Genomic DNA, 23,247 nt, shown 5'->3' on the forward strand with positions numbered 1-23,247 from the left:
CGCACATTACATATGAGCGGAAATAGAAAAGGAGCGAACAAAATGTCCGCCCCCTTTACAAGTCTAATCAGTATGGATTATTCGATGATGCTGGTAACGCTACCTGCTCCTACCGTTCGTCCACCCTCTCGAATTGCAAACCGCAACCCTAACTCGATTGCTACCGGTACTATCAACTCTACCGTCATCTGCACGTTGTCCCCAGGCATTACCATTTCCATCCCGTCCGGTAACTTGATTGATCCAGTTACGTCCGTTGTTCGTATGTAAAACTGCGGTCGATACCCGTTGAAGAATGGGGTGTGCCGTCCCCCTTCTTCCTTCGACAATACGTACACTTCTGCTTTCACTTTGGTGTGGGGTTTAATCGAACCTGTCTTCGCCAAAACCTGTCCGCGTTGTACGTCTGCTCGCTCAATGCCGCGCAACAAACAGCCTACGTTGTCTCCCGCTTGTCCGCTGTCCAACGTCTTCTGGAACATTTCCACGCCCGTTACTACGCTCTTGCGCGGCAGTTCTTCCGACATTCCCACTATCTCGATTTCTTCTCCCACCTTCACCGTGCCGCGTTCGATACGTCCCGTTACTACTGTGCCACGTCCCTTGATTGCGAATACGTCTTCTATCGGCATCAAGAACGGCTTATCAATCGCCCGTACCGGGGTCGGTACGTAGCTGTCCACCGCTGCCATCAAATCAAAAATGCACTTCAGTTCTGGCGCGTTCAAGTCTGTGGACTGGCATTCCAACGCTTTCAAGGCGCTCCCTCGTACTACCGGGATGTCATCGCCGGGGAAATTGTACTTCGAAAGCAGTTCCCGTACTTCCATTTCCACCAGTTCCAACAACTCTTCGTCTTCCATCACGTCGCATTTGTTCAAGAACACTACCATCGAGGGTACCTGTACCTGACGCGCCAACAAAATGTGTTCGCGGGTCTGCGGCATCGGCCCATCCGGCGCGCTCACTACCAGAATTGCCCCGTCCATTTGGGCTGCGCCTGTAATCATGTTTTTGATGTAGTCAGCGTGACCGGGACAATCCACGTGAGCATAATGCCGATTATCGGTCTCATACTCTACGTGCGCGATGGCGATGGTAATACCGCGTTCGCGTTCTTCCGGTGCGTTGTCAATACTATCAAACGCGCGAAACTTGGCTTTGCCACGCATCGCCAACGTTTTGGTGATTGCTGCGGTGAGGGTGGTCTTGCCGTGGTCAACGTGTCCGATTGTTCCTACGTTCACGTGCGGTTTTGTGCGCTCAAACTTCTGCTTTGCCACTTTTTTACCTCTCTAATCTTTTGTAAAGATTGGACAAAATAAGAAGCCCATGATCAGGATCGAACTGATGACCTCATTCTTACCAAGAATGTGCTCTACCGACTGAGCTACATGGGCTTACCGTCAATAGATTTAGCACCAAATAAAATGGTGGACAGAACAGGATTCGAACCTGTGAAGAGCTTCCGCTCGACGGATTTACAGTCCGTTGCCATTAACCACTCGGCCATCTGTCCACGTAAAAATGCTAAATCTTATTTAATTTTCTAGTGTAGAATGAAGCCGACGAAGGGAATCGAACCCCCAACCGACTGTTTACAAAACAGTTGCTCTGCCGTTGAGCTACGTCGGCATGTCACGGGTACTACCCCTCAAAACAGTTTCATATTATAGGCATGGCATGCCTGTTTGTCAAATTTTTTTTCCTATGGTTTTTTATCTAACTTTCTTAAATCTACCCGGTAGATAATCGCGTAATTTTTGGTGAGCTTCCCGTACCATTTCTTCGGTAGCTTCCCAATTCAGACAGCTATCGGTTACCGACACTCCATATTTTAACATAGAAGGGTCTTTGGGTATTGGCTGGCTACCTTCAAAAAGATGGCTTTCAATCATCATACCCACGATAGATTTGTTCCCCTCCAAAATCTGGTTTACCACATTTTTGCCCACCAGCGGTTGCAAGTTAGGATCTTTAAACGAGTTAGCGTGGCTGCAATCCACCACAATATTTAAGGGAAGTTTGGCTTTTTCAAGACTCTGTTCACACATCCAGATGCTTACCGAATCATAATTCGGGCGACCACCCCCACCCCGCAATACCAGATGTCCATAGCGATTTCCCCGCGTGCCGAATACTGCTACCCGCCCGTTTTGCTCCACACCCAAAAAGTGATGTGGGCGCAAAGTGGAAAGCAGCGCATCAATCGCCACCTGCACGCTACCGTCGGTGCCGTTCTTGAAACCTACCGGCATAGAAAGACCGCTCGCCAATTCGCGATGAGTTTGTGACTCGGTGGTACGCGCTCCGATTGCCGCCCACGTTACCAATTCGGAGAAATACTGGGTTGCAATAGGGTCAAGCGCTTCAGTTCCAATGGGCAAACCCATCTCTGCTATTTGCAGCATGATGCGCCGTGCCGATATTAGCCCTTCCTGCATCTTGAACGAATCATCCATATGGGGGTCATTGATAAAACCCTTCCAACCGACAGTAGTTCGCGGCTTTTCAAAATAAACCCGCATAATCACAAATATCGTGTCGCTAACCTCAGCCGCAAGTTTGCACAAACGTTGAGCATATTCTTCAGCCGATTGGGGGTCATGAATCGAGCAAGGACCAATCACCATAAAGATTCTGGGGTCCTTACGATCCAAAATATTATTTAGAGTCTGCCTGCTTTGCCACACAGTTCTTTCTGAAATAGCGGTCAGCGGCAACAATTCTTTTATTTCGGCTGGGGAAATAAGAATTTCCGAGGATTCTACGTTTACATTATAAACTTTTTCTTCGTATTGTTTGTAGTCGTGGGTCACCTGAATCACTCCTGAGCGCCAAATTATGGTTCTTTGACAAAATCTGTACTATAATAGCACAGCATAAATAAATGCGGAATGTGCTATAATACTTAAACGTTTCATCAGAAAAATTAATGAGTTTGCAATTACGGCTCTTTTTAAGAGTCTTCCCATATAAATTCTGTGTCAGGAAGGGGTGATAAGCGTGCAAGTAGTGCAAGAAGATGGCGAAAGTTTTGAGAATTTGCTGCGGAGATTTACCCAGCAAGTCAAAAAAGCTGGCGTGCTGAGCGAATTTAAACGAAAGCGATTTTTCGTTTCCAAAGGCGTAGAACGTCGGGAGAAAATGAAAAAGAGCCAACAACGTCAACGCCGCAAGCAACAACGCGGTTAGGAAGTTGGGGGGGGAGAAAGCAGCTTTTGCTACTTCCCCTCAAAAAATGATAGCCTGTAAAGCTTGACAAACAGGCTCACACTAGATATAATTTCCTCGGTAATTAAACCGTTCCGCAATAGCTCAACGGTAGAGCAACCGGCTGTTAACCGGTAGGTTCTAGGTTCGAATCCTAGTTGCGGAGCCTTTTTATTTTATAATTATTCTGCTGTTGACCCCGCCTTTAGTAAATTCCCTGGAAATCTGCTAAAATAAGCCCTCGTATGGCTAAATTAAACAGTAAAGTAGCGCTTTACAAATGGAACTAAAGCCTAATAATCGCGTTGCCGAGCGACAAGTACCTAATTCCGCTACAAGCAACCGCCCCACTACGGGCAAACTATTACGCCTTTCTTCTGCCATTGCAGCGGGTCTATTTTTGTTGGCATTGGCAGTACAACTGGTACGCGGTAAACTGTGGCTGGTAGGCGAATCCGGTATATGGGCGTTGCTGGCGCTAACAATTGTGCTGAAAATTGCAGCTTATTGGCGGCAAGACCAGGGTTTCGGTTGGATTCGTCTTCTGCAAAAACGTGTTTCGGTTTATGGCATCGCCATAGCTTTCCTGACCGTTTTCGGATTCTGGTTACGGGTTTGGGGGCAACGTAGCGGGTTGCCTTATATCTCTGGCGCAGACGAAAGCCTACTAGTAGATTCCGCCACTAAAATCATCAAAACCGGCACGCTGGAACCCACCAATTTTTATTATCCCACCTTTTTTATATATTTAAACGCGGTGGTAGCGGGGTTGCAATACCTGTGGGGCAGCTTTACCGGGCTTTACCACTCGCTCAACGATTTGCCCGATCGAACCTATGCCATCACCACAGCCCCCGAAGCCTATATCTGGGCGCGTACCCTAAGCGCAATAGCCGGAACTGCCGCTATTCCGCTGGCTTATTTCGCCGTTAAAAGCCTCTGGCAAGACAAACGCGCCGCCTTGCTTGCTGCCGGATTCATCTGTTTTTCCGCGCTGGCAGTTGAGCATTCTCATTATGTGGCGGTGGATATGCCGCTGGCGACTCTTTCCCTTGCCTTGCTGCTTCCGGCGAGCAACATCGTAAAAAAGGGACGCTGGCGAGATTATATACTTTGCGGAGCGGTGGTAGGGTTATCTATCAGCACCAAGTGGAACGGCGCAGTGTTGCTGGTAATCCTCTTCGTGGCGCACTTGCTCAGGCTCAGCCAAACTACTCCTGAAAATCGCTCTGTTTTGGCGAACATCTATCGCCGATATATAAATCGTAAGCTGATGGCAAGCCTTTTTTCAACTGCTATTGTGTTGGTAGCCACTACACCCCTGATTTTCGCCCGGATTCGCACCATTGACGATAATCAGGCAGCCAATATCATCAAATATCGTTTCTCACAGGTGGGCTACTCTACGGATTATGCGTGGCTTGGCAATCTTCAGGTTATTTCAGACGACAGTTTCAGCCTGTTTTTGCTGGGAATGGGCGGTATTTTGCTGCTATTATTCCGGCGCAAATGGGCAGATTGGCTGATATTGTCCTTTCCTTTCGCCTACTTGCTGGTCAGTAATAGTTATCGCCTGATTTATCGGCGCAATATGTTGCCCTTGTTGGTATATTTTGCTATTTTTGCTGCCCTGTTTACCGTCTGGACTTATGATTGGCTAGTCAAGCGAGTACCAAAGCTTGCGCTAAATAAATCTGCAAGGCTGGTATTGCCCGGTTTGTTGGTAGTAGCGGTAATGTGGCTACCGCTCAACTCCATTTTTTTTGGCGATAATTTTAACGACCAACCCTACAGCTTCAAACGCGCCGAAGATTGGCTTAAAACCAATGCAGGTCCCGGTGCCTTAAAATTGGTGGAGTTGCGCCAACAACAATGGGGCGCATACCCAAACACTATTGCCGTTTTTGACGACAAGGGCGCGGACGAATACCCGCTTGCCTACTATCGCGAACGTGGCATCCAGTTTGTGGCGATAAACCGCGACCGAGCAAACAGTTTGGGGAACAGGGGCAGTTACCTTGAACTGTTGCAACCCGCCCTGATTGCTAAAGAAATCCCAACTAAAACCGTTGATATGCCGGGACCACCCTACACCATCATTCGCACCGGAGTAACGCCCGCTACTCTGACGCTTCAGCATCCGCTCAATGCCGATTTTGGCAAACTCAAATTACTGGGCGTGAACTCCGGCAAAATCAATTCTGCTAACGGGTTGTACCTACCGCCACCCGGTCAAGCGCGAGCGCAGGAAAAGTGGGACGAATACAAAGCGGGTGACATTATCGGCTTGAGCATTTATTGGCAAGTAATACAACCGCTTCAAAAAGATTACGTGTTTTACGTGCATCTACGCCCTACCGACAAGCTCGATACCAACGTGGCGAGCCGCGATACCCAACCGTTGTTGGGGGAATACCCTACCTCAAAGTGGAAAATTGGCGAAATCCTGACCGATAACCCTAACCTACTGCTACCGGGCAACCTTGCGCCGGGCGAATATAATCTAGTGTTGGGCTTGTACCTAAATGACGGCAAGTTTACCCCGCTGCCTCTAACGGACGGCAGCAACTCGGTAACAATCGGCAAGGTGCGAATCGTAAAATGAAACAAACTCGCCTACGCTATCTCGATACGCTAATTGTAGGACTGGGCGTACTGGCTTATACGCTGGCGCTAACCGGAGATTATTTTGTACCCTTCAAAAGCCCGCTCTGGCTGGCAATGACAATCGGGCTAATGGCGTTAGCGGGGGCGTACAGGCTGTATGCAGCAGACGGCTTTAACCTTAATGGCTGGCTCTCCGCCAATTGGGCTATTCTAGCGTTAGTAGCGGCTCTGGCGTTGGGCGGAATATTGCGCTACCAGACCTTGAAAAATGCGCCCGCCTATACCAACGCGGAGCTTGATTTCGCTAAAAGCAGCATCAGAGTCATTGCCGAAAGCGACTGGAAACCCGCCAGTTATGGAAACCCGCCTTTTTATCTCTATCTGGGCGTGGCTGCCGCTGAATTGAACTTTGCCCAACAAGTCAGCGCGGGAAACATTGCATCACCTACCGGGCTTACCTCCGAACCTGTAGCAGATTTGTTGCGGCTGTTCAATCTGGGCTTGGGGATATTTGCCATCTTTGCCGTCTATGGTGCGGCAGGGCTGTTTTGGCAATCCCGGAGGGATGCGGCTATCGCTGCCCTGTTGTTCGCCGCTTGCTGGCTCTCCTACCAGATTACGCCCTCATTAGTTCCGCAAAATATCGGCGTGCTGTTGGTGTCTAGTAGCCTCTACTTTATCGCCAGAGCCTACCGCGAGCCTGATTTAGCCTGTATTGCGGGGGCTGGGGCATTGGTAGGCACTGCTGCCGCTTCATCGTATGGCGCAATCCTGCTGCTTCCTACACTGCTGGTAATTGCGCTACTGAACGGGAAAACAGCTTCAGCCCGCTTTAAATTCGGCGGTATTGCGCTTGGCGGGTTTGTTGCCGGATTTAGTGTGCTTTGCCCCGGTTGGCTTTTCGGCTGGCAATATTTTCTGGAAGGTTTAGCGGCAATTCCCAACGCCCCCGCTAGTACAGCCGGAGAATTTCTGAAAACGGCATTACAAAATGACTCAGGTCTATTAACATTGGCTGGACTTAGTTTTGCATTGAGCTTCTATTTGCGCGGTGAAAAAGCGTGGGTGAGCCGATTGCTACTGTTCTTTCCTTTAGCTTATGCTATCTTGCTTAATTTCATCGGCTCTTATAAAATTGAACGTCTAGCCTTAATAACCCCTGCGCTGGCAATTATCGCCACACTACCAATAGCAATGGCGAGTGAGTCTCTCCAGCACTACTTTAATGCTAGAGATGAACGGCATCGCTGGGCAGCCAGCGCCCTGAGTTTAGGGCTGACGCTGGTTGCGATTCTAGGTTCAGTATTTATCAGACGACTTTTTTAGAAGGGAAAATATATGACAATTGCGACTATTCAGCTTCAAAGTCGCGCTCTAAGCCACACGATAGATTACACCGCTATACTACCCGAACCGGATAGAGTAGGTTCTGGTCCTTATCCGGTTCTTTTGCAATTACACGGCATGTACGATAACCACTCGGCATGGGTGCAAAAATCTAGGCTGGCGGAATATGTACGCGATTTGCCGCTTCTGGTGGTAATGCCCACCGGCAATAATAACATGTGGGCAAATCTGCATCCCAAACTTCGTTACGAGGATATGGTCATTCAAGATCTGCACGAGCAGGTTAATAGCCTTTTCAATACCCGCAAGGGCAAATGGGCTATCGGCGGGCTTTCAATGGGTGGCTTCGGCGCGTTGCGGCTTGGATTGAAGTACCCGGATAAATTTAGCTCGATTTTTGCTCACTCCAGCGTTATCCCCGATGCTACCGGATTAAAGAAATGGAGCGTACCGGACAAAACCATTCTGGACGACCTCGACCTGTTCCAAATAGCCTCGAAATTTACTGCCGAGAACTTCCCGGTAGTCAGCTTTGATTGTGGCACTTTTGATAGCTTAATCAAAGATAACCGCGAGTTTCATGCACATTTGCAAAAGTTGGGATTACCCCACCAATACACCGAGCATCCAGGTAAACACGATTGGAAATATTGGGATAAATATGCACTAGAGGCAATAGCGCAGCATTCACAAGTGTTTGGAATTAAGCCAGCGAATATTCCTGAATAATCTACTATTTCTATCAACTTATTCAACATTTTAATCGTGTAATTCATTGACACCGAATAGCTATACCGTTAAAATTTGATTCGTATTACTCACTACGAAAATAAGGTCTCCTATTCTTGGGCTTAAAGGGGAAAGATATGACCATCGAAATAAAAGCCTCCAGCCAGACTAATCAATTAGGCGTTGGCGAGCTACAGGCTTACGATAATGTGCTGCAACTGATTGGCAATACACCATTGGTGCGCTTACCTAAACTAACCAGAGGTTTAAAACCGACCGTACTTGCCAAACTTGAAATGCTCAATCCCGGCGGGAGCGTGAAAGACCGCATCGGTATTCGCATGATCGAGGAAGCGGAAAAGCGCGGGTTGCTAAAAAAGGGCGGTACGATTATCGAACCGACCAGCGGCAACACTGGAGTTGGTCTGGCGATTGCTGCCGCCATCAAGGGCTACAAAGCCATCTTTATAATGCCCGATAAGATGAGCCAAGAAAAAATTTCGCTGCTCAAGGCTTACGGCGCGGAAGTGGTCATAACCCCAACCTCCGTACCGCGTGAATCCCCTGAGAGCTATTACAGCGTAGCGGATAGGCTGTCTCGCGAGATACCGGGCGGATTCCAACCCAATCAGTATTTTAACCCGATGAACCCCCAAACTCACTACGAAACTACCGGACCTGAAATCTGGCAACAAACCGCCGGAAAAATAGATTATTTCGTGACGGGCGTAGGTACGGGCGGCACTATCAGCGGGGTTGCCAAATACCTGAAAGAACAAAATCCGTCAGTACGTATTGTCGGAGTTGACCCAGAAGGTTCGCTTTATACCCAGTCGGTAGCGCGTCCTTACAAAATTGAAGGTATCGGCGAGGATTTCATCCCCGGTACGGTTGACCTGAACCTAATTGACGAATGGGTGACAGTCAGCGACCGTGACGCTTTCCTGATGGCGCGTAAAGCGGTACGCGAAGAAGGCATATTGGTGGGCGGTTCGTGCGGCGCTGCATTGGTGGGTGCGCTTGAAGTCGCTAAAAATCTGGATGAGTCAAAAGTAGTAGTGGTATTGCTGCCGGACAGTGGGCGCAGTTACCTAAGCAAAATTTACAATGATGCATGGATGCACGACCAAGGTTTTACCGAACGCTTCCCCTCGCATCCTCGCGTCTTTGACCTTATTCACAGCCATAAACCCGGACAAAACGAACCGCCTTTCTTTACCGTTCGAGCCGATGAAACGGTGGCAGAAGCCATTTCGCTGTTACATCAACACGGAATCAGCCAACTGCCCGTTACCGGAGAATTGAGCTTAACCGGCAAGCAAGTAATAGTCGGTAGCCTTCAGGAACGAACCTTGCTTGAGAAAATTTTCAAGAATCCTGAAATCGTTACCCAAACCGTTGAGCAAATTATGGATGCGCCCTTGCCTGAAGTTGATGAAGGCGAAGAAATCGAAGCCATTATCAGTCTTTTCACCCCTTCAACGCCAGCACTGGTGATTGAGCATGATGGCGAGCCGGTGGGCATCATCAGCCGTAGCGACCTGCTAGAGTTTATTGCACAACAACGCAAAAACCAATAGAACCGCTCAAATAAAAGAACTGAGGGTTACGTTCCCTCGGTTCTTAATTTTATAAAGCAATCCTAATGCTTTTGCGGTGGATTGTTTTTAAACCATTCCACCGTTTCGTGAATAGCCATTTTCAAAGAAGTAGCCTTTATCCCAAAGGCGATTTCAAACTTACGACTGTCCACTACAAAGGGCTTTTCAAATTCATACATCATTTCTACCGTCTCGCGTGCGCCGGGGATAAACAGCCCCGCCATCCGCATCATTGTTTTACTTATTCCGCTCATTTTTGGCGGGAGTTTGATTTCTTCAAATACCATATTTAGGAACTGACGGGTGGTGAGGGTTTCCGCATTCGGCACATGCCAAGTTTGCCCCAACGCCTCGTCTCGCAAACCCAATGTTGCCAACCCCGCCCCGAAATCCTTGATGTAGGTATAAGTATGCAACGCATCGAGATTTCCGGCTGCTCCGGCTGATTTTCCTGCCAATGCAGGGTAAAAAATGCGAGTGCCTAATGCCGAATCCCGCACTTCCGGTCCGAAGAAATCGGAAGCACGACCAATAGCGGCGCGTACTTTTCCGGCGCGATGTGCCTCCAGCAGCATAGTAGCGATACGAGCGCGTACTTTTCCCTTTTTGGTCTGAGCTTTATATGGCAAGTTTTCGTTAAGCTCGCCTGACACTTCCCCGTACATATACAGGTTATCACCAAAGATAAGCTTTGCGCTGGAGGCGGAAGCCGCTTCAATTGCACAAGTCATGTATGGTTCAAATTCTTCCTGCCAGCGATGGTAAGCAGGTTGGGCGCATAAATATATGACAGAAGCCTCCCGGCATAACATTTTTGCATTATCAAGGTTGGTCACATCACCCGCCACAACCGCAACCCCGTTTGGTGCAGTGGCTTTTCCGCTGCGGTTCACCATCCGAACACGTTTACCTTGCTTCACCAACGCTTCCATAGTAGCTTTACCAAGGGGACCTGTTCCCAAAACTAGATGCAATTCATTAGTGGCGCTCATTTTCTTACTCCCATTATTTAACTTAATTCAAACTTCCAAGCCAAGTTGGTGCAAATAGGCTTTAGCCTGTAATAAATACAGTTCTGCGGGGTCTCCGGTAGTGGGTTGAAGATGGTTGAACAATTCGAGCGTTACCAACCCCTGAATTACTCCCCAACCGGATAAGCCATAAGCCAGCAACGAGGTGGAAATATCCATCCCAATGCTTTCTGCCCAGATTTTCAAATGTTGTTCTAGCTTTTCGGGCAACTGAGTATAACCTTCCGGTATCCTAACCTTACCCGCGTTCCATGCTTGCGCCAGAATAATGATAAAGGTGGCAGTAGAACGAATAGCAGCAGGTACAGTTATTTCTTGCGGAGCTTTGTAACCCGGTATGGGAGTGCCAAAAATTAGCGCGTAAAGCGTTGGATTAGCCACAGCCCATTCGCGATATGCCAACGTTGCCGCCAGAAAACGCGCTCCGTATTCAGCTTCGGGATACTTATCGGCTTCAGCCTCTATCATTTCGGCTAAGGAAGTGTACGCATCCACAATTAAAGCAGTCACCAAAGCATCACGGCTGGCGTAATAGTTGTACAGAGCAGGGGTGGACATCCCCATCTCAGCAGCAATCGCCCGTAAGGACAAACCCGCCGCGCCCTGTTCTGCCATTTGCTGTTGCGCCACCCGTTTGATTTCTTCGTGGGTCGCTTCTCGCAGTTTTTCTCTTCGGCTTTGTTTGATTATTTCCATAACGATGTTAGTTTTATTTATTATGTAAATTTTATTAACATTGTTAATATTATATTGTGGTGTTAATTTTTTGTCAAGAGGCTTATAAAATATTTCAGGGCGGTTGCATAGTCAGTATTTATTTTTCAACGCTCCAGCCAAACCATCAAGAGAATTAACCCACAGGGGCGGTTCGCGAACCGCCCTTCTTTTATTGCCACATCACCCACAAAAAACGCCACCCAACGAGGGCGCATCGCGTTGCGCCCCTACCAATCCGAACCTATTTCTTTGTCAAACCCCTATAAAAAAGGTTTTTATAGAGGACGATTTCTTTCTTGCAACAGCCCTGTAAAATATTTTGGGAAATTTGCCCGCCTCCGATGGCTGTGATAATATTCACGCAGTTATGGTAATAAATTAAAATTGGAAGGAGCATATTCTGAGCAAGCAGTATATCAATTGGGCAGATATTCAACGGATGGTAAACCAAATTCTGCGCGAACTACCCAATGACTACGACAACATTCTGGTAATAACTCGCGGGGGTATGGTTCCGGCTTGCCTTATCAGCGAAAAAACCAATATCCGCAACATACTGGTAGCGGCAGTTATGTTCTATGAGGGACAAAAACGACGCGATGAACCCATCTTCTTGCAATTCCCGGAAGATTCACAAGTATATGGACACAAAGTGCTAGTGGTAGATGATGTGTGGGACACGGGGCAGACGGTAATGGTGGTACGTGAAAGGCTTCTTCGCGCTGGAGCAAAAGTAGATGTAGCAGTTTTGCACTTCAAGCCGAGCAACAGCCAATTTCCACCCACCGAAAAGCCGGATTTCTACGCGGAAGAGACAGACGCTTGGATTGTGTATCCGTGGGATCCTGAAAGGTAAATATCCCTTCTTAGGAATTCCCATAAATTAAACTTTGATTGAGCAGGTGCGGCAGCAAGCGCAAAACTCGCTCCGCCTCCATGCCAGCAACATCCCTACCCGATGCAGCGTTTAAAAGAACATTTTGGAATAGGCTAAAAATGGTAATCCTTAAAATTGAGAAATTGCTGGAACTGGGCATCTCCAAAATGACCCGCAACGAAGTACCGCAGGTTGAGGCGGAAATCTCTGCGCCAATTTATCTGGAAGCTGAACTTTGGGGCAAGCGCACACACGGCTTTCGCCACTTAAACAATAACCTGATTCAATATCGCGAAGGGGCGAGTCGCCGCACCGAACTGACGGTACAGCGCGAAACGCCCGTGTCCGCGTTAGTGGATGGAGGTTTCCATTTTCCCTATTACATTCACCACTATGTCAACAAGTTAGCAATTGCCAAAGCGCAGATGAACGGCTTGGCGCTGGTAGGCATGCGTAACGGCGGGGCAAGCGGGCTATTGGGCTATTACAGCCAGATGATGGCAGAAGCAGGCTTAATCGGGGTTGTGATAAACACCGCACCCTCAGTAGTAGTCCCGCCCGGCGGGATAATACCCATGCTAAGTACCAACCCCCTCACCATCGGCGTACCGCGCAAGAATAAGCCCCCGGTGGTTCTGGATATGGCAACCAGCGCCGGAACTTTCAACCAGATTCTGGTAGCGCAACGCGATAAAAAGCCCTTGCCAGAAGGCATGGCGGTTGACCTAGAAGGTAAACCTACCACCGACCCCTTCGCCACAATGGATGCCACCTCTCGCCCACGCCTATTGCCCTTTGCCGGGTACAAGGGTTTTGGCTTGGCGTTTATGATTGAGCTTATGTGCAACTCCATGCTTGGCACACAAACAGGCAACGACAAAATTGACCCGATGATTCACCAACCCGCCCATTTCAACGGTCTGTATTTGGCAATTCGCCCCGATTTGTTTGTAGATGAAGAAGTATTCGAGGCACAAGTGGAGCAACTTATCAACGATATTAAAGCCAGCGACAAAGCTCCGAGTGTTACCGAGATTCGTTTGCCGGGAGAGGAAAGCCAAAAGCGCAAAGCCGAAATTCTGGCAAAGGGCGAAATCGAACTTGAAGACCATACCTACGAGTTTTTGCTTAGCTAATTCACTTCAGGCTAGGAACTTATTTTTTATCTAGTTCCAGAGCCTGATTTATATAGTATATAAGAGCCTCTTTGTTTAGGGTATTCAAGTTTTTGATTTTTATATGTTTTGATGATTTGCCCACCCCTCGCAACAAACCATATTTATCTTCAAATTGTACGCCTCGTGAAAAAGAAAAGGTAATGTCCTTTTTGGTTGGGCTTATAACAGCTAAAATATGGTTGCCTTTGTAAGCAGGAATCCCATAACTTATTAATTCTTTGACATCGGGAGCAATTTCATGCATAAGCTGACGTATCATTGTCACAATATCATGAAACTGCGGTAATATTTTGGCTTCCACAAACTCGTCAACTGTCATATAGATTTATAACTTTCGCTTGCCCAAATTTTGTAGGCACTTTTTATCTTCAGAAACAATGGTACTATGATTATACCAGAGGCGCTAATACAATTCGGTACCGATTCAGTTTGATGATATAGCTAGCTAAAGCTAGAATAGTAGGCAACTTAATAGACCAATAAGTTGGTCAGAAATAGAGAAACCAATATGCAAAAAATCACCCCATTCTTGTGGTTCGACAACAAAGCAGAAGAAGCGATGAATTTTTACACTTCTATTTTTAAAAATTCAAAGGTACTGAGCATTAATCGCTATGGAGAAGAAGGACCCGAACCGAAAGGAACGGTCATAAGCGCGACATTCCAACTCAATGGACAAGAATTTTTCGCACTAAACGGAGGTCCGCACTACACCTTTTCTCCAGCAATATCTTTCTTCGTAAATTGCGAGACTCAGCAAGAAGTAGATGAACTGTGGGAGAAGCTTTCGGAAGGCGGAGAAAAACAAAGATGCGGCTGGCTAAAAGATAGATATGGTTTATCATGGCAAATCATTCCCTCTGTTTTAGGCGAACTATTGCAAGACAAAGATATTGAGAAATCAAAAAGGGTCTTGCAAGCAATGCTTCAAATGAATAAAATTGACATCCAAACATTAAAGCAAGCGTATGAGCAAGATTGATTGAAACGTAGGGGTAAATTCTTTCGGCAAATTTTACCCCTACGTCCCTTTTCCTTTCGATTCTACCCTATATATAATCTTGGGGATATGTTCTGTTAAATCTTCACCACGCCGGAGCCTTTAATCTTGCCGTGCTTGAGGTCTGCCAACGCCTGATTTAGCCCATCCAAATCAAAAAGCTGCGTTTCGGTGCGTACCGGAATCTCACCCGCAACTTTGAGCAGGTCGAGCGCGTCTTGCCGGGTACTGTTCGCCACGCTTCGCACGGTGCGTTCTCCGTACAGCAAGGGATACTCAAATTGCGGAATGGGAGTCATGTAGATACCCGCCAACGCTAACGTTCCGCCCTTATCCAACCTCTTCAACGCTTCCACCACCAGACCCCCCGCCGGAGCAAAGATAATCGCGCTATCCAGCAAGGGGGTTTCCTCACCCACTGACCCCACCCACTTTGCGCCCAATTCTCTCGCCAGTTGCTTATGGTTCTCGCCGCGCGTATAAACATACGCCTCGCAACCCCAGTGGTGAGCAATTTGCAGGGAAATATGCGCCGATGCGCCAAATCCGTACAGCCCCAACCTCCCTCCCGGTTTTATCTCGGACAGCCGCATGGCGCGGTAGCCGATTACTCCGGCGCAAAGCAGCGGGGCGGCTTCAATATCACTGAAACATTCTGGGATGGGATAAGCGAAAGCTTCATCCACCACATGGTATTCTGCATAACCGCCGTTGACATCATATCCGGTGAACTTGCCGTGTTCACAAAGATTCTCCAGCCCCTTTTGGCAGTAGCGGCAAGTTTGGTCGGTACGGTACAACCATGGCACACCCAAACGTTGCCCAAGACTGTAACGGATTGCCCCTTCGCCTAGCCTGTCCACCACCCCCACAATCTGATGACCTGGCGCTACCGGACTCAAATGAGGCGCAATCTCACCCTCCACAATATGCAAATCAGTATGGCACAAAGCGCACACATGCACTTTAAGGCGAAGCTGATTTGAACCGGGTTCAGGTACAGGTAAATCTTCCATTATCAGCGGTTTAGCATCAATATCACGCGGTTGGCGTAAAATCATAGCCTTCATGGGTTCACTCCGTAGAATCAAAAAAGACGCAATAACCTAAGCGCCTTTCATTATACACAAACCAAATTTATCTCATTAATAATTTGAGTCGTTAGTAGCAACCATGAATGCCTCTTTACCGGCGGTCTCTTGCATTGTTCTCAAAAGAGTTTTACTCAGGTTTGCCTTCTCAATTGTGTTCGAAATAAGTTCTTTTAGCTCTGCCAATTCTTCATCACTCAAACCCGGAATCGAATCACAAAATTCGATAGTTATCGAAACCGTCGTAAGGTAGTTCGAAATATCATGCTGATATTTTGCCAATTGCTTGAGTTGAACAATAAAGTTAGAAGCATCCGCCATAATGGCACCTCTTTTCAACGTGACTAACTTTATCTTAGCCTAAATTGGTAAATGTTAGCATTAAGAAAAGTTAATATTTAGTAAAGGCAATTATTTAGCCTGATATGTTTATCGCCGATTCTTATGTTGCTATAACTATTAGTATATCACCGCGATTGATATTGCCGTTGCCAAATGGATTGGGTGTAGTCCCTTTGAATTCCACTAGCAGAACCCCATAACGCGCATCCGTGCCGTTCAGGTATAGCCATTGCCACGCAATATTTCCGGCATCGCTGGCGGGTATAGCCTCTAGCTTCAAATTACGCTGGGTAGCGACATCTCGGTAATACTGAGCAACCGAATCAACGCTTGTCCCACTAACATGCAATACCCGATATTGCTTAAAGCCAATCGGCTCTTTTAATCCGCTTCTCAGCTTGTCATTCTCAGAAAGTGCGGTTGTCAATTTGCGTAAATAATCCAACGCCAATTGGTTATCTACTGTTATATGCTGAGAAGCGGGATATTGCAACCACAATTCGCCCGCTGTGAAAAAGTTGGGCGCAAAGGTTGGCTGTGGCGCTACACCAGCCGCCGCAGTTGTAGCAGCTGCCGTGGATTGTCTTACCGCTGCTGCTGCTAGTGTTGTTGCCGCTGCGGTTGTATTGGGAAGAACAGCATTAGGCGCGCCGGCGCCGCGGCTCTCATTTGAAGAGGCGAGACCAGCAGTAGGTAATTTTTGCACCACTCCATCGGCAACCGTAATGCTGAAAGTTCGGGATTCGTTAGAAAGCAGAATGAAGAATACCAACCCAATCGCCAATAGCAGCGTTGCAAAACCACCCACCCTATAGGGCGATAAGCGAAATCCTGTCGGGCGCGGTTTTAGCGGAACAACGCGAGATAGTTGCTCTTGCCGGATTTGTCCCATAATCCGCGTGCGCCGCGATTCCAGTTCTATCGGTTCCAGCGTAGAATTAATAGCCTCACGCAAGCGGCGGTTGAAGGCTTCCTCGTTATTAAATTGTGGCTTAAAATCTTTAGCCAATTTAATTATCCTCGTACAACGCTTTAAAAGCCTTACGCGCCCGAAACAGTTTTTGCCTTACCGCTCCGATGCTACAATCCAGCGCGTCTGCAATTTCGTCATCATCAAAGCCTTGCGTATCCATCAATAGAGCCGCCGATTGATCGGGCGGAAGCTTTTTCAAAACTCCCATAATAGCATCGCGCTTAGCTATCGTTTCAGCCGTATCCGCCGATTGATCGGGCAATTCCAGCGCAGGGACTACCTCATCATTATTCTGCCCGAAAAAGGGTAACGGAAGCCATGGAACGGGGCGTTTCTTGCGCTTCTCGCTCCTGACTTTATTTAGAGCTATTTTGTATAACCAAGCCGATAACTTAAGGTCAGCAGGCATAGAAGGCAGGGCGCGATACGCCGAGACAAATGTCTCCTGTACCAAGTCCTCCGAAAGCTCACGCTCATTTACCAACCCGTAAATAAAGCGCGAAAGTTTCGGTTCATATTCCATTACAATTCGTTCAAATGCCGCTACTTCACCGGCTTTGGCTTTGGCTACCAGTTCAGCTTCAACAGAGATTTTCCGCACTCCTTTTGCTCACGGTTAACTCTGCTTTCACTATATATAACGCAAAGCGATTAGTCAAAATTACATCCTCTAACATACCAAACTTGAAATACCCAGCGGGGATTGCCAGACAATGGCTTGAAAAGCTCTTTGCGTTTGATAAGGGTATTGGGATATTTCAAGATACGGCTATAAAGCCGTTATCCTTGCACCAAATTGCGAACGCCTCTTCGGAGCTTTCGGCTTCGATTACAGCCCGGTCTTTCTCACCATTGGAGATTTCCCACGCCACCTGAAAAATCGTGCCTTCGCTGGTAACAACCACCACCGCTTCATCCTTGCTACCATCTTCGTAAACACACCCCGCTTTAAAAGTTTTCTTCATTGTTCCCTTCCTGCTATTACTCTAAATCTTCGCCCGAAGACTCTTCTTTAATCTCTTTCCAAGCTTCCCGTACTACCTCTTTGATTATCGAGAAGTTATAACCGCGCCGTGCCAAAAAGCCGCCCAATTTACGGTAAAAGCCCGCCCAATCTTCCCCCGACAAGCTACGGGCTTTGCGCCGAGCCAGTTCTAAAGCCTGCTGCTCCTCCAGTGTGCGCTCCTCACCATCATCATTTTCTTGAGGAGTAGCCAATACATTATTGACCGCTTCCTCAATCTGCTCCTCCTTAACCCCTTTAGCCGATAATTCGCGCTTGATTAACAAGCGTCCACGCGGCGCATAACTGGTGCGGCTTTGCACCCACATTCGGGCAAACTCTCCATCATCCAGATATTTTAGCTCTTTCAAGCGTACTATTACACGCTCAATCGTTGAGGTTGAGATTTCGGGGTAAGCCCGTTTGAGTTTGTTGCGAATTTCCGCTTCGGTATGGGCGCGGCGCGAAAGCATATTTAACGCGGACGATAAGGCGCGATGGTAAAGGTCGGCACTCTGTAGCTTTGCCACCGCGTCAGCGTCCAGAGATTTCCCAGCGATAAGACGCTGTTCAGCTGACAGTATAGCTGTTAGGCTAAAAGCATATGCCCCATCCAAAAATATATTGACCCGCTCCGGGTCGGTCTTCTGGATAACAACCGAAGTAATAGTGCCACTCCCTTGAAATTGAGGGCGTGGCGGTTTATTTGATTTGAACATATTGTTCCGGCTTTATAAAAAAATTGGGTTTCAAGCTACGAACCGTTAAAGTTCGCCTCTTAAAACCCAAAGGTAGTTTAAAATTCGAGGTCTTCGGCTTCATCTTCCGGTTCAGGGTCAATAACCGTCACACCATAGCCATTACCCGAAGGCAAAACACGGTCTGGGTTAGTTTGCTGCCGAATCTGGCTTTCTATCTCCTCCGCTACATCAGGGTTTTGCTTGAGATATTCTTTAGCATTCTCACGACCCTGACCAAGACGAGCATCGCCAAGATAGAAGAAAGCTCCACTCTTGCGAATAATGTTCATCTGGACACCGACATCAATCAGGTCGCCTTCCTTGCTGATACCGCTACCAAACATAATATCAAATTCAGCTTTGCGGAAGGGCGGTGCAACCTTGTTTTTTACTACCTTAACCCGCACATGGTTTCCAGTTTCTTCCTGTCCATTCTTAATTGCTTCTACTTTGCGAATATCCAGACGCACCGAAGCATAGAATTTGAGGGCGTTACCGCCAGTAGTAGTTTCAGGATTGCCAAACATCACCCCAATTTTGCTTCGCAATTGGTTAATAAAAATCAGGCAGGTACTACTTTTGCTGACAGCCGCCGTCAATTTACGCAACGCCTGTGACATCAGACGCGCCTGTAAACCGACATGCGAATCGCCCATATCGCCTTCAATTTCAGCGCGAGGGGTAAGCGCAGCCACGCTATCAATCACCACTACATCAATTGCGCCGCTACGTACCAACGTTTCGGCAATTTCCAACGCTTGCTCACCTGTGTCCGGCTGAGAAATATAGAGGTTTTCAAGGTCAACGCCACAATTACCCGCATATATAGGGTCAACCGCATGCTCTACGTCTATATATGCGCCAATCCCGCCCGTTTTCTGAGCTTCAGCTACAATGTGATAAGCCAGCGTAGTTTTACCGGAAGATTCAGGTCCGTATATTTCGATGATACGACCGCGCGGTATCCCGCCTACACCCAGCGCAATGTCGAGCGAGATTGAGCCGGAAGGAATAGCCTCAACCGCCATTTTAGCGCTGGCATCGCCCATTTTCATAATTGAGCCTTTACCAAAAGACCGCTCAATTTGAGTTATGGCAGTATCTATAGCTTTATCGCGCTCGCGCTCTGTTCCCTTTTCCGTAACGGTTTTTTCTTCCTTCTCCCCCGAGTTTTTAGAGCTACCTTTAGCCATATTTTTCTCGCTTTTTCACTTTCTGCCGGTTAAGGCTTTTTATTTGACACGGTTCAGCCTGAATATATACCAAATCGGAAGATTTGTTCTATTATTATATCAGGATTTTAGCCCATTTGTGCCAATTAGTCAATCTTTTTCTAATCTCCGCCGTTGTCCACAACATCAAAAGATAGAGACATCAGGGGCAATTTTAAACTTAAACCGGCATGATTAACATAAGAGAAGTAGCCGTTTTTCCGGTCAGTATCGTTGAAAAAATCGTCAATAACTTCTTTGAATAGCTTTTCGGCGCGTTTGATAAGGGCATCGGTATGGCTTGGAGTTGTGATAATAACAAAATCATCTCGCCCAGCATAACCAACAAAATCATCTTTATTACCTTTATCGCTCGCGGCATGCTTCAAAATATCGGCAATTTTCCGCAAGACGTGGTCGCCTTTCTGAAAAGAATAAACTTCATTATATGAGGTGAAGTTCTCAATATCGGCATAGATGATTGACCAAGGCTTATTTGATTTTGTGTGTTTCTGAATAGCCGCTTGCACCGCACGACTTCCCGGAAGCCCGGTTAGCTTGGAAAAATCGGTCTGATGGGCATGGTGCAACTGAGCGCGTACCCGAATCAACAATTCATCCGAGTTAAAGGGCTTGGTAATGTAGTCATCCGCGCCAGTTTCATAACCGGAACTACGGTCGTGAGTACCGCTACGGGCTGTCACCATAATTATTGGTATATGGCTATAAAAGGCTTCTCGCTGCATAAAGCGGCTGACTTCATAGCCGCTCATACCAGGAAGCATTAGGTCAAGTAAAACGAGGTCGGGCGGGTCAACTTGAATAGAGATAAGTGCATCTTCGCCACTATAGGCTTTATTCACCTCATAGCCTTCCGCTACAAGAGTTGCCTCCACCATATCGGTTATAAAAGGCTCATCGTCAACAACCAGAATCTTTGTCATGGGAACGTTCTCTCATTCTATGATTTGCAAAGCTTTTTTTTGGAGATAAAACAGTGTCCCATCAGTCCCTAATATTATAAATTAAATCGCCCGGTTTGCAACACACTATATCAGAACTACCAACACCCCTAAAAGAGTAACTAACGCTCCGAACAGTGAACTAATTGATGGAACTTGACCGTAGAAAGCCCAAGCAAAAAATACCCCCAATGTTACCTCTTGTGTTGCAATTACATTCACATAGGTAGCATTCAAACGCCGCAACCCGGCATTGTAAAGCGTATGCCCTAATCCTAATGGGACAATCCCTAACCCCAATAACGCCAGTGCCGGTCCCCACGAGTACAGTTTTAACCCATCTCCGAGGGAAAAACTCAGCAAAGCCACCGGAAACATCCATAACATGGCGAAACCGTACAACCCAAAAGCGTAGGATAAAAGCGAATAGTTATGCCTTTCGCGCCTACCTGCAATAGAGTATAAACCATAGGCAACCGCCGAAGCCAGCGCCATCGAATCTCCCAATAGCATTTCAGGCGTTAGCTTTGGCTCAAACCCCGCCAATATTCCAACCCCTAACGCCGCTATCGCCACCCCGCCCCAACGCCGCTTACTGATATGCTCTTTCAAGAAAATGGCTGAAAAAATAGCCACAAAAGCGGGTGAAGTATAAACCAGCGTTAGCGTATGCGCGGCAGTGGTAAGGCTCAGGCTGGCAATATAAAGCGCAAAGTGGGCAGCGGTTATCAGTCCATAAAGCGCGAAACGCGGCAGGCTCTTTCGCTTAATCCCAAATGACTCATGCGTAATTTTGAGCAGAGTAAAAATAAACAGAGTAGCAATAACCAATCGCCAGAAAGATTTCTCCATCGGAGGAACGGGATTGGCATATAACACCATTACCGCGCTAGTTCCAAAGAACCCAACCGCTACCAACGAATAGATTAATCCAAGCCGCTTTTCTTTCTGAGCTTCGCTATACTGCACCGCTTCTTGGACAAGCGACTCCGTTTCGTGTGCCATCGCCGCCCTAGACCGCACCTGCCGTTGTTCCCGCACCCGCCATCAACAAGCCAAGTTCCTCGCGAGTGACTTTATCCGCTTCAACAATAGCCACTACCCGCCCTTTATACATTACAGCGATGCGATCGGAAAGAGACATAATCTCGTCTAGTTCGCTACTGACCAATAGAACCGCCACACCAGCATCACGCTGTTCTATCAACCCATTATGGATAAATTCGATTGAGCCGACATCCAAACCACGAGTAGGCTGTACCGCAATCATCAGCTTATTCTTACGGCTGAACTCTCGACCCACCACGCATTTTTGCTGATTGCCGCCGCTAAGTGACCCACTGGGAGTTTGTACTGTAGGAGTACGCACGTCAAAGCGTTTCACCAACTCTAGCGCGTATTCATCTACCTTCTTTTCATTGATAGTTAGCCCGTTCGAGAAAGGTTTGCGATAATACGAACTCAGCACCATGTTGTAATCCACCCCAAACGAAAGCACCATCGCGAAACGTTGCCGGTCTTGCGGAATATAGCCTACGCCTGCTTCGGTAATTTTGCGAGCGCTAGAATGCAGCAAATCCATGCCGTTTAGCGTTGCGCTACCTCCGGTGGCATGTCGCAGATGCGTCAACGCTTCCACCAATTCAATCTGACCGTTCCCTTCAACTCCGGCTACTCCCAATATTTCACCAGCTCTAACGCTCAGAGTTGCGCCTTGCAAAATTGCCACACCGCGATCATCCAGAGCCTTTAAATCATGTACTGACAGTGCTTCTTCACCCGGATGTGACGGACCCTTATTAACCTGTAATACCACTTCCCGCCCAACCATCAAAGAGGCTAAACTGGCTTCAGTGGCTTTGGAAAGGTCATCCACACTACCCACCACCTTGCCGCCCCGCAACACTACTACCCGGTCGGCTATTTGCAGAACCTCCCTTAATTTGTGGCTGATAAATATAACCGATTTGCCCTGCTCGGTGAAATTGCGAATAATGTTTGCCAAATCATCCGCTTCCTGTGGGGTAAGTACCGAAGTCGGCTCATCCAGAATAAGGATATTGGCGTTGCGGTAAAAAGCCTTGACAATCTCAACCCGTTGTTGCATACCTACGGTCAAGTCGGCCACCAATATATGGGGATCTAATGCCAAGCCATAGCGTGCGCTCAACTCAGAGATGTTTTTAGAAGCAGTCTTGAGGTCTAAACGCCCACCCTCTTTGGTTATTTCATTGCCCAGTATAATATTCTCAGTGACGGTGAGGGTGGGAACGAGCATAAAATGTTGGTGTACCATGCCGATTCCGGCGCGGATTGCATCGTTAGGTCCGCTGAACTTTAGCGACTTACCATTCAGCAAAACCTCGCCCTCATCAGGGTGGTATAGTCCGTACAGAATATTCATCAGAGTGGATTTACCAGCTCCGTTTTCACCCAGAAAAGCCAGAACCTCGCCCCGCTGTAGCTTGAAATTTATATTATCATTTGCCAGAACACCCGGAAAGCGTTTGGTAATTCCGCGCACTTCAAGTACAGGGGGTTCTCCACTTTTATCAAGCTCCACCACTTATAATCCTCACAATCAGGTAAAAATTTCGGCGAACTAGCAGATATTTTAGCAGAACT

General features: G+C 47.5%; 23 protein-coding genes and 4 tRNA genes. 9 read left to right on the forward strand and 18 right to left on the reverse strand.

All coding sequences use genetic code 11. The annotated features are described in order from the left end of the window. Nucleotides 1-77: 77 nt before the first annotated feature. The 5 genes from tuf to WCK19_RS09395 form a co-directional block, all read right to left on the reverse strand. Nucleotides 78-1,283, reverse strand: coding sequence for an elongation factor Tu (gene tuf, locus WCK19_RS09375; RefSeq protein ID WP_342397102.1), 1,206 nt, complete (start codon nt 1,281-1,283; stop codon nt 78-80). Between the two features lie 44 nt (nt 1,284-1,327). Next, nucleotides 1,328-1,400 (reverse strand) — tRNA-Thr (locus tag WCK19_RS09380). Nucleotides 1,401-1,431: 31 nt separating this feature from the next. Then, nucleotides 1,432-1,519, reverse strand: a tRNA-Tyr gene (locus tag WCK19_RS09385). Between the two features lie 44 nt (nt 1,520-1,563). Then, a tRNA-Thr gene (locus WCK19_RS09390) sits at nt 1,564-1,635 on the reverse strand. Nucleotides 1,636-1,718: 83 nt separating this feature from the next. Further along, nucleotides 1,719-2,819, reverse strand: coding sequence for a 3-deoxy-7-phosphoheptulonate synthase (locus WCK19_RS09395; protein WP_342397110.1), 1,101 nt, complete (start codon nt 2,817-2,819; stop codon nt 1,719-1,721). 187 nt (nt 2,820-3,006) lie between these two features. Between WCK19_RS09395 and rpsU the strand changes: the two genes are divergently transcribed. From rpsU to WCK19_RS09425, 6 genes are all read left to right on the forward strand, one after another. Then, the gene (gene rpsU / locus WCK19_RS09400) at nt 3,007-3,195 is read left to right on the forward strand and encodes a 30S ribosomal protein S21 (protein WP_341467500.1); all 189 of its coding nucleotides are present in this window, start codon (nt 3,007-3,009) and stop codon (nt 3,193-3,195) included. Between the two features lie 112 nt (nt 3,196-3,307). After that, nucleotides 3,308-3,379, forward strand: a tRNA-Asn gene (locus WCK19_RS09405). 114 nt (nt 3,380-3,493) lie between these two features. Further along, the gene (locus tag WCK19_RS09410) at nt 3,494-5,818 is read left to right on the forward strand and encodes a phospholipid carrier-dependent glycosyltransferase (RefSeq protein ID WP_342397111.1); all 2,325 of its coding nucleotides are present in this window, start codon (nt 3,494-3,496) and stop codon (nt 5,816-5,818) included. Then, nucleotides 5,815-7,146 carry a glycosyltransferase family 39 protein gene (locus tag WCK19_RS09415; protein ID WP_342397112.1) on the forward strand — a complete coding sequence of 444 codons (1,332 nt, stop codon included), beginning with the start codon at nt 5,815-5,817 and terminating at the stop codon, nt 7,144-7,146. The genes WCK19_RS09410 and WCK19_RS09415 overlap by 4 nt, the downstream gene beginning before the upstream one ends. Nucleotides 7,147-7,158: 12 nt before the next feature. Further along, a complete protein-coding gene (locus tag WCK19_RS09420; RefSeq protein WP_342397113.1) occupies nt 7,159-7,896 on the forward strand; it encodes an alpha/beta hydrolase-fold protein in 738 nt (245 codons plus the stop codon). A gap of 137 nt (nt 7,897-8,033) precedes the next feature. Further along, nucleotides 8,034-9,476: a cystathionine beta-synthase gene (locus tag WCK19_RS09425; RefSeq protein ID WP_342397114.1), complete on the forward strand. Its 1,443-nt coding sequence runs from the start codon at nt 8,034-8,036 to the stop codon at nt 9,474-9,476. Between the two features lie 62 nt (nt 9,477-9,538). On the opposite strand, the gene WCK19_RS09430 is transcribed toward WCK19_RS09425, so the two are convergent. After that, nucleotides 9,539-10,489, reverse strand: coding sequence for an NAD-dependent epimerase/dehydratase family protein (locus WCK19_RS09430; protein ID WP_342397115.1), 951 nt, complete (start codon nt 10,487-10,489; stop codon nt 9,539-9,541). A gap of 27 nt (nt 10,490-10,516) precedes the next feature. Continuing rightward, nucleotides 10,517-11,224 (reverse strand): TetR/AcrR family transcriptional regulator, encoded by a 708-nt coding sequence (locus WCK19_RS09435; RefSeq protein WP_342397116.1) that lies wholly within the window; start codon nt 11,222-11,224, stop codon nt 10,517-10,519. Between the two features lie 451 nt (nt 11,225-11,675). Here WCK19_RS09435 and WCK19_RS09440 point away from each other — a divergent pair, with 451 nt between their 5' ends. After that, entirely contained in the window at nt 11,676-12,101 is a 426-nt protein-coding gene (locus WCK19_RS09440; protein ID WP_342397141.1) for a phosphoribosyltransferase family protein, read from the forward strand. A 140-nt stretch (nt 12,102-12,241) separates the two neighbouring features. Further along, entirely contained in the window at nt 12,242-13,258 is a 1,017-nt protein-coding gene (locus WCK19_RS09445) for an Ldh family oxidoreductase (protein WP_342397117.1), read from the forward strand. A 19-nt stretch (nt 13,259-13,277) separates the two neighbouring features. On the opposite strand, the gene WCK19_RS09450 is transcribed toward WCK19_RS09445, so the two are convergent. Beyond that, the gene (locus WCK19_RS09450) at nt 13,278-13,619 is read right to left on the reverse strand and encodes a DUF1801 domain-containing protein (RefSeq protein ID WP_342397118.1); all 342 of its coding nucleotides are present in this window, start codon (nt 13,617-13,619) and stop codon (nt 13,278-13,280) included. A 189-nt stretch (nt 13,620-13,808) separates the two neighbouring features. On the opposite strand from WCK19_RS09450, the gene WCK19_RS09455 reads away from it, so the two are divergent. Continuing rightward, complete coding sequence (locus tag WCK19_RS09455; RefSeq protein WP_342397119.1) at nt 13,809-14,282, forward strand: VOC family protein; 474 nt, start codon at nt 13,809-13,811, stop codon at nt 14,280-14,282. A gap of 95 nt (nt 14,283-14,377) precedes the next feature. Here the strand turns inward: WCK19_RS09455 and WCK19_RS09460 are convergent, their stop codons facing one another. The 10 genes from WCK19_RS09460 to WCK19_RS09505 all read right to left on the reverse strand — a co-directional run bounded on the left by WCK19_RS09460 (nt 14,378) and on the right by WCK19_RS09505 (nt 23,185). Then, on the reverse strand, nt 14,378-15,370 hold the full coding sequence (locus WCK19_RS09460; RefSeq protein ID WP_342397120.1) for a zinc-dependent alcohol dehydrogenase family protein: 993 nt from the start codon (nt 15,368-15,370) through the stop codon (nt 14,378-14,380). Between the two features lie 75 nt (nt 15,371-15,445). Further along, nucleotides 15,446-15,712 carry a hypothetical protein gene (locus tag WCK19_RS09465; RefSeq protein ID WP_342397121.1) on the reverse strand — a complete coding sequence of 89 codons (267 nt, stop codon included), beginning with the start codon at nt 15,710-15,712 and terminating at the stop codon, nt 15,446-15,448. Between the two features lie 121 nt (nt 15,713-15,833). Continuing rightward, the gene (locus WCK19_RS09470; protein WP_342397122.1) at nt 15,834-16,742 is read right to left on the reverse strand and encodes a hypothetical protein; all 909 of its coding nucleotides are present in this window, start codon (nt 16,740-16,742) and stop codon (nt 15,834-15,836) included. A 1-nt stretch (nt 16,743) separates the two neighbouring features. Then, nucleotides 16,744-17,307, reverse strand: a complete 564-nt coding sequence (locus WCK19_RS09475) for a sigma-70 family RNA polymerase sigma factor (RefSeq protein WP_342397123.1) — start codon at nt 17,305-17,307, stop codon at nt 16,744-16,746. A 157-nt stretch (nt 17,308-17,464) separates the two neighbouring features. Continuing rightward, complete coding sequence (locus tag WCK19_RS09480; RefSeq protein WP_342397124.1) at nt 17,465-17,671, reverse strand: hypothetical protein; 207 nt, start codon at nt 17,669-17,671, stop codon at nt 17,465-17,467. Between the two features lie 16 nt (nt 17,672-17,687). Next, nucleotides 17,688-18,428 (reverse strand): regulatory protein RecX, encoded by a 741-nt coding sequence (locus WCK19_RS09485; protein ID WP_342397125.1) that lies wholly within the window; start codon nt 18,426-18,428, stop codon nt 17,688-17,690. A gap of 77 nt (nt 18,429-18,505) precedes the next feature. After that, nucleotides 18,506-19,642: a recombinase RecA gene (gene recA, locus WCK19_RS09490; protein WP_342397126.1), complete on the reverse strand. Its 1,137-nt coding sequence runs from the start codon at nt 19,640-19,642 to the stop codon at nt 18,506-18,508. Nucleotides 19,643-19,782: 140 nt separating this feature from the next. Further along, entirely contained in the window at nt 19,783-20,604 is an 822-nt protein-coding gene (locus WCK19_RS09495) for a response regulator (RefSeq protein ID WP_342397127.1), read from the reverse strand. Between the two features lie 105 nt (nt 20,605-20,709). Then, a complete protein-coding gene (locus tag WCK19_RS09500; RefSeq protein WP_342397128.1) occupies nt 20,710-21,627 on the reverse strand; it encodes a DMT family transporter in 918 nt (305 codons plus the stop codon). Between the two features lie 7 nt (nt 21,628-21,634). Further along, on the reverse strand, nt 21,635-23,185 hold the full coding sequence (locus WCK19_RS09505) for an ABC transporter ATP-binding protein (RefSeq protein ID WP_342397129.1): 1,551 nt from the start codon (nt 23,183-23,185) through the stop codon (nt 21,635-21,637). Between the last annotated feature and the right edge of the window lie 62 nt (nt 23,186-23,247).

Source organism: Candidatus Chlorohelix sp., from assembly GCF_037138995.1.
Lineage (GTDB): Bacteria > Chloroflexota > Chloroflexia > Chloroheliales > Chloroheliaceae > Chlorohelix.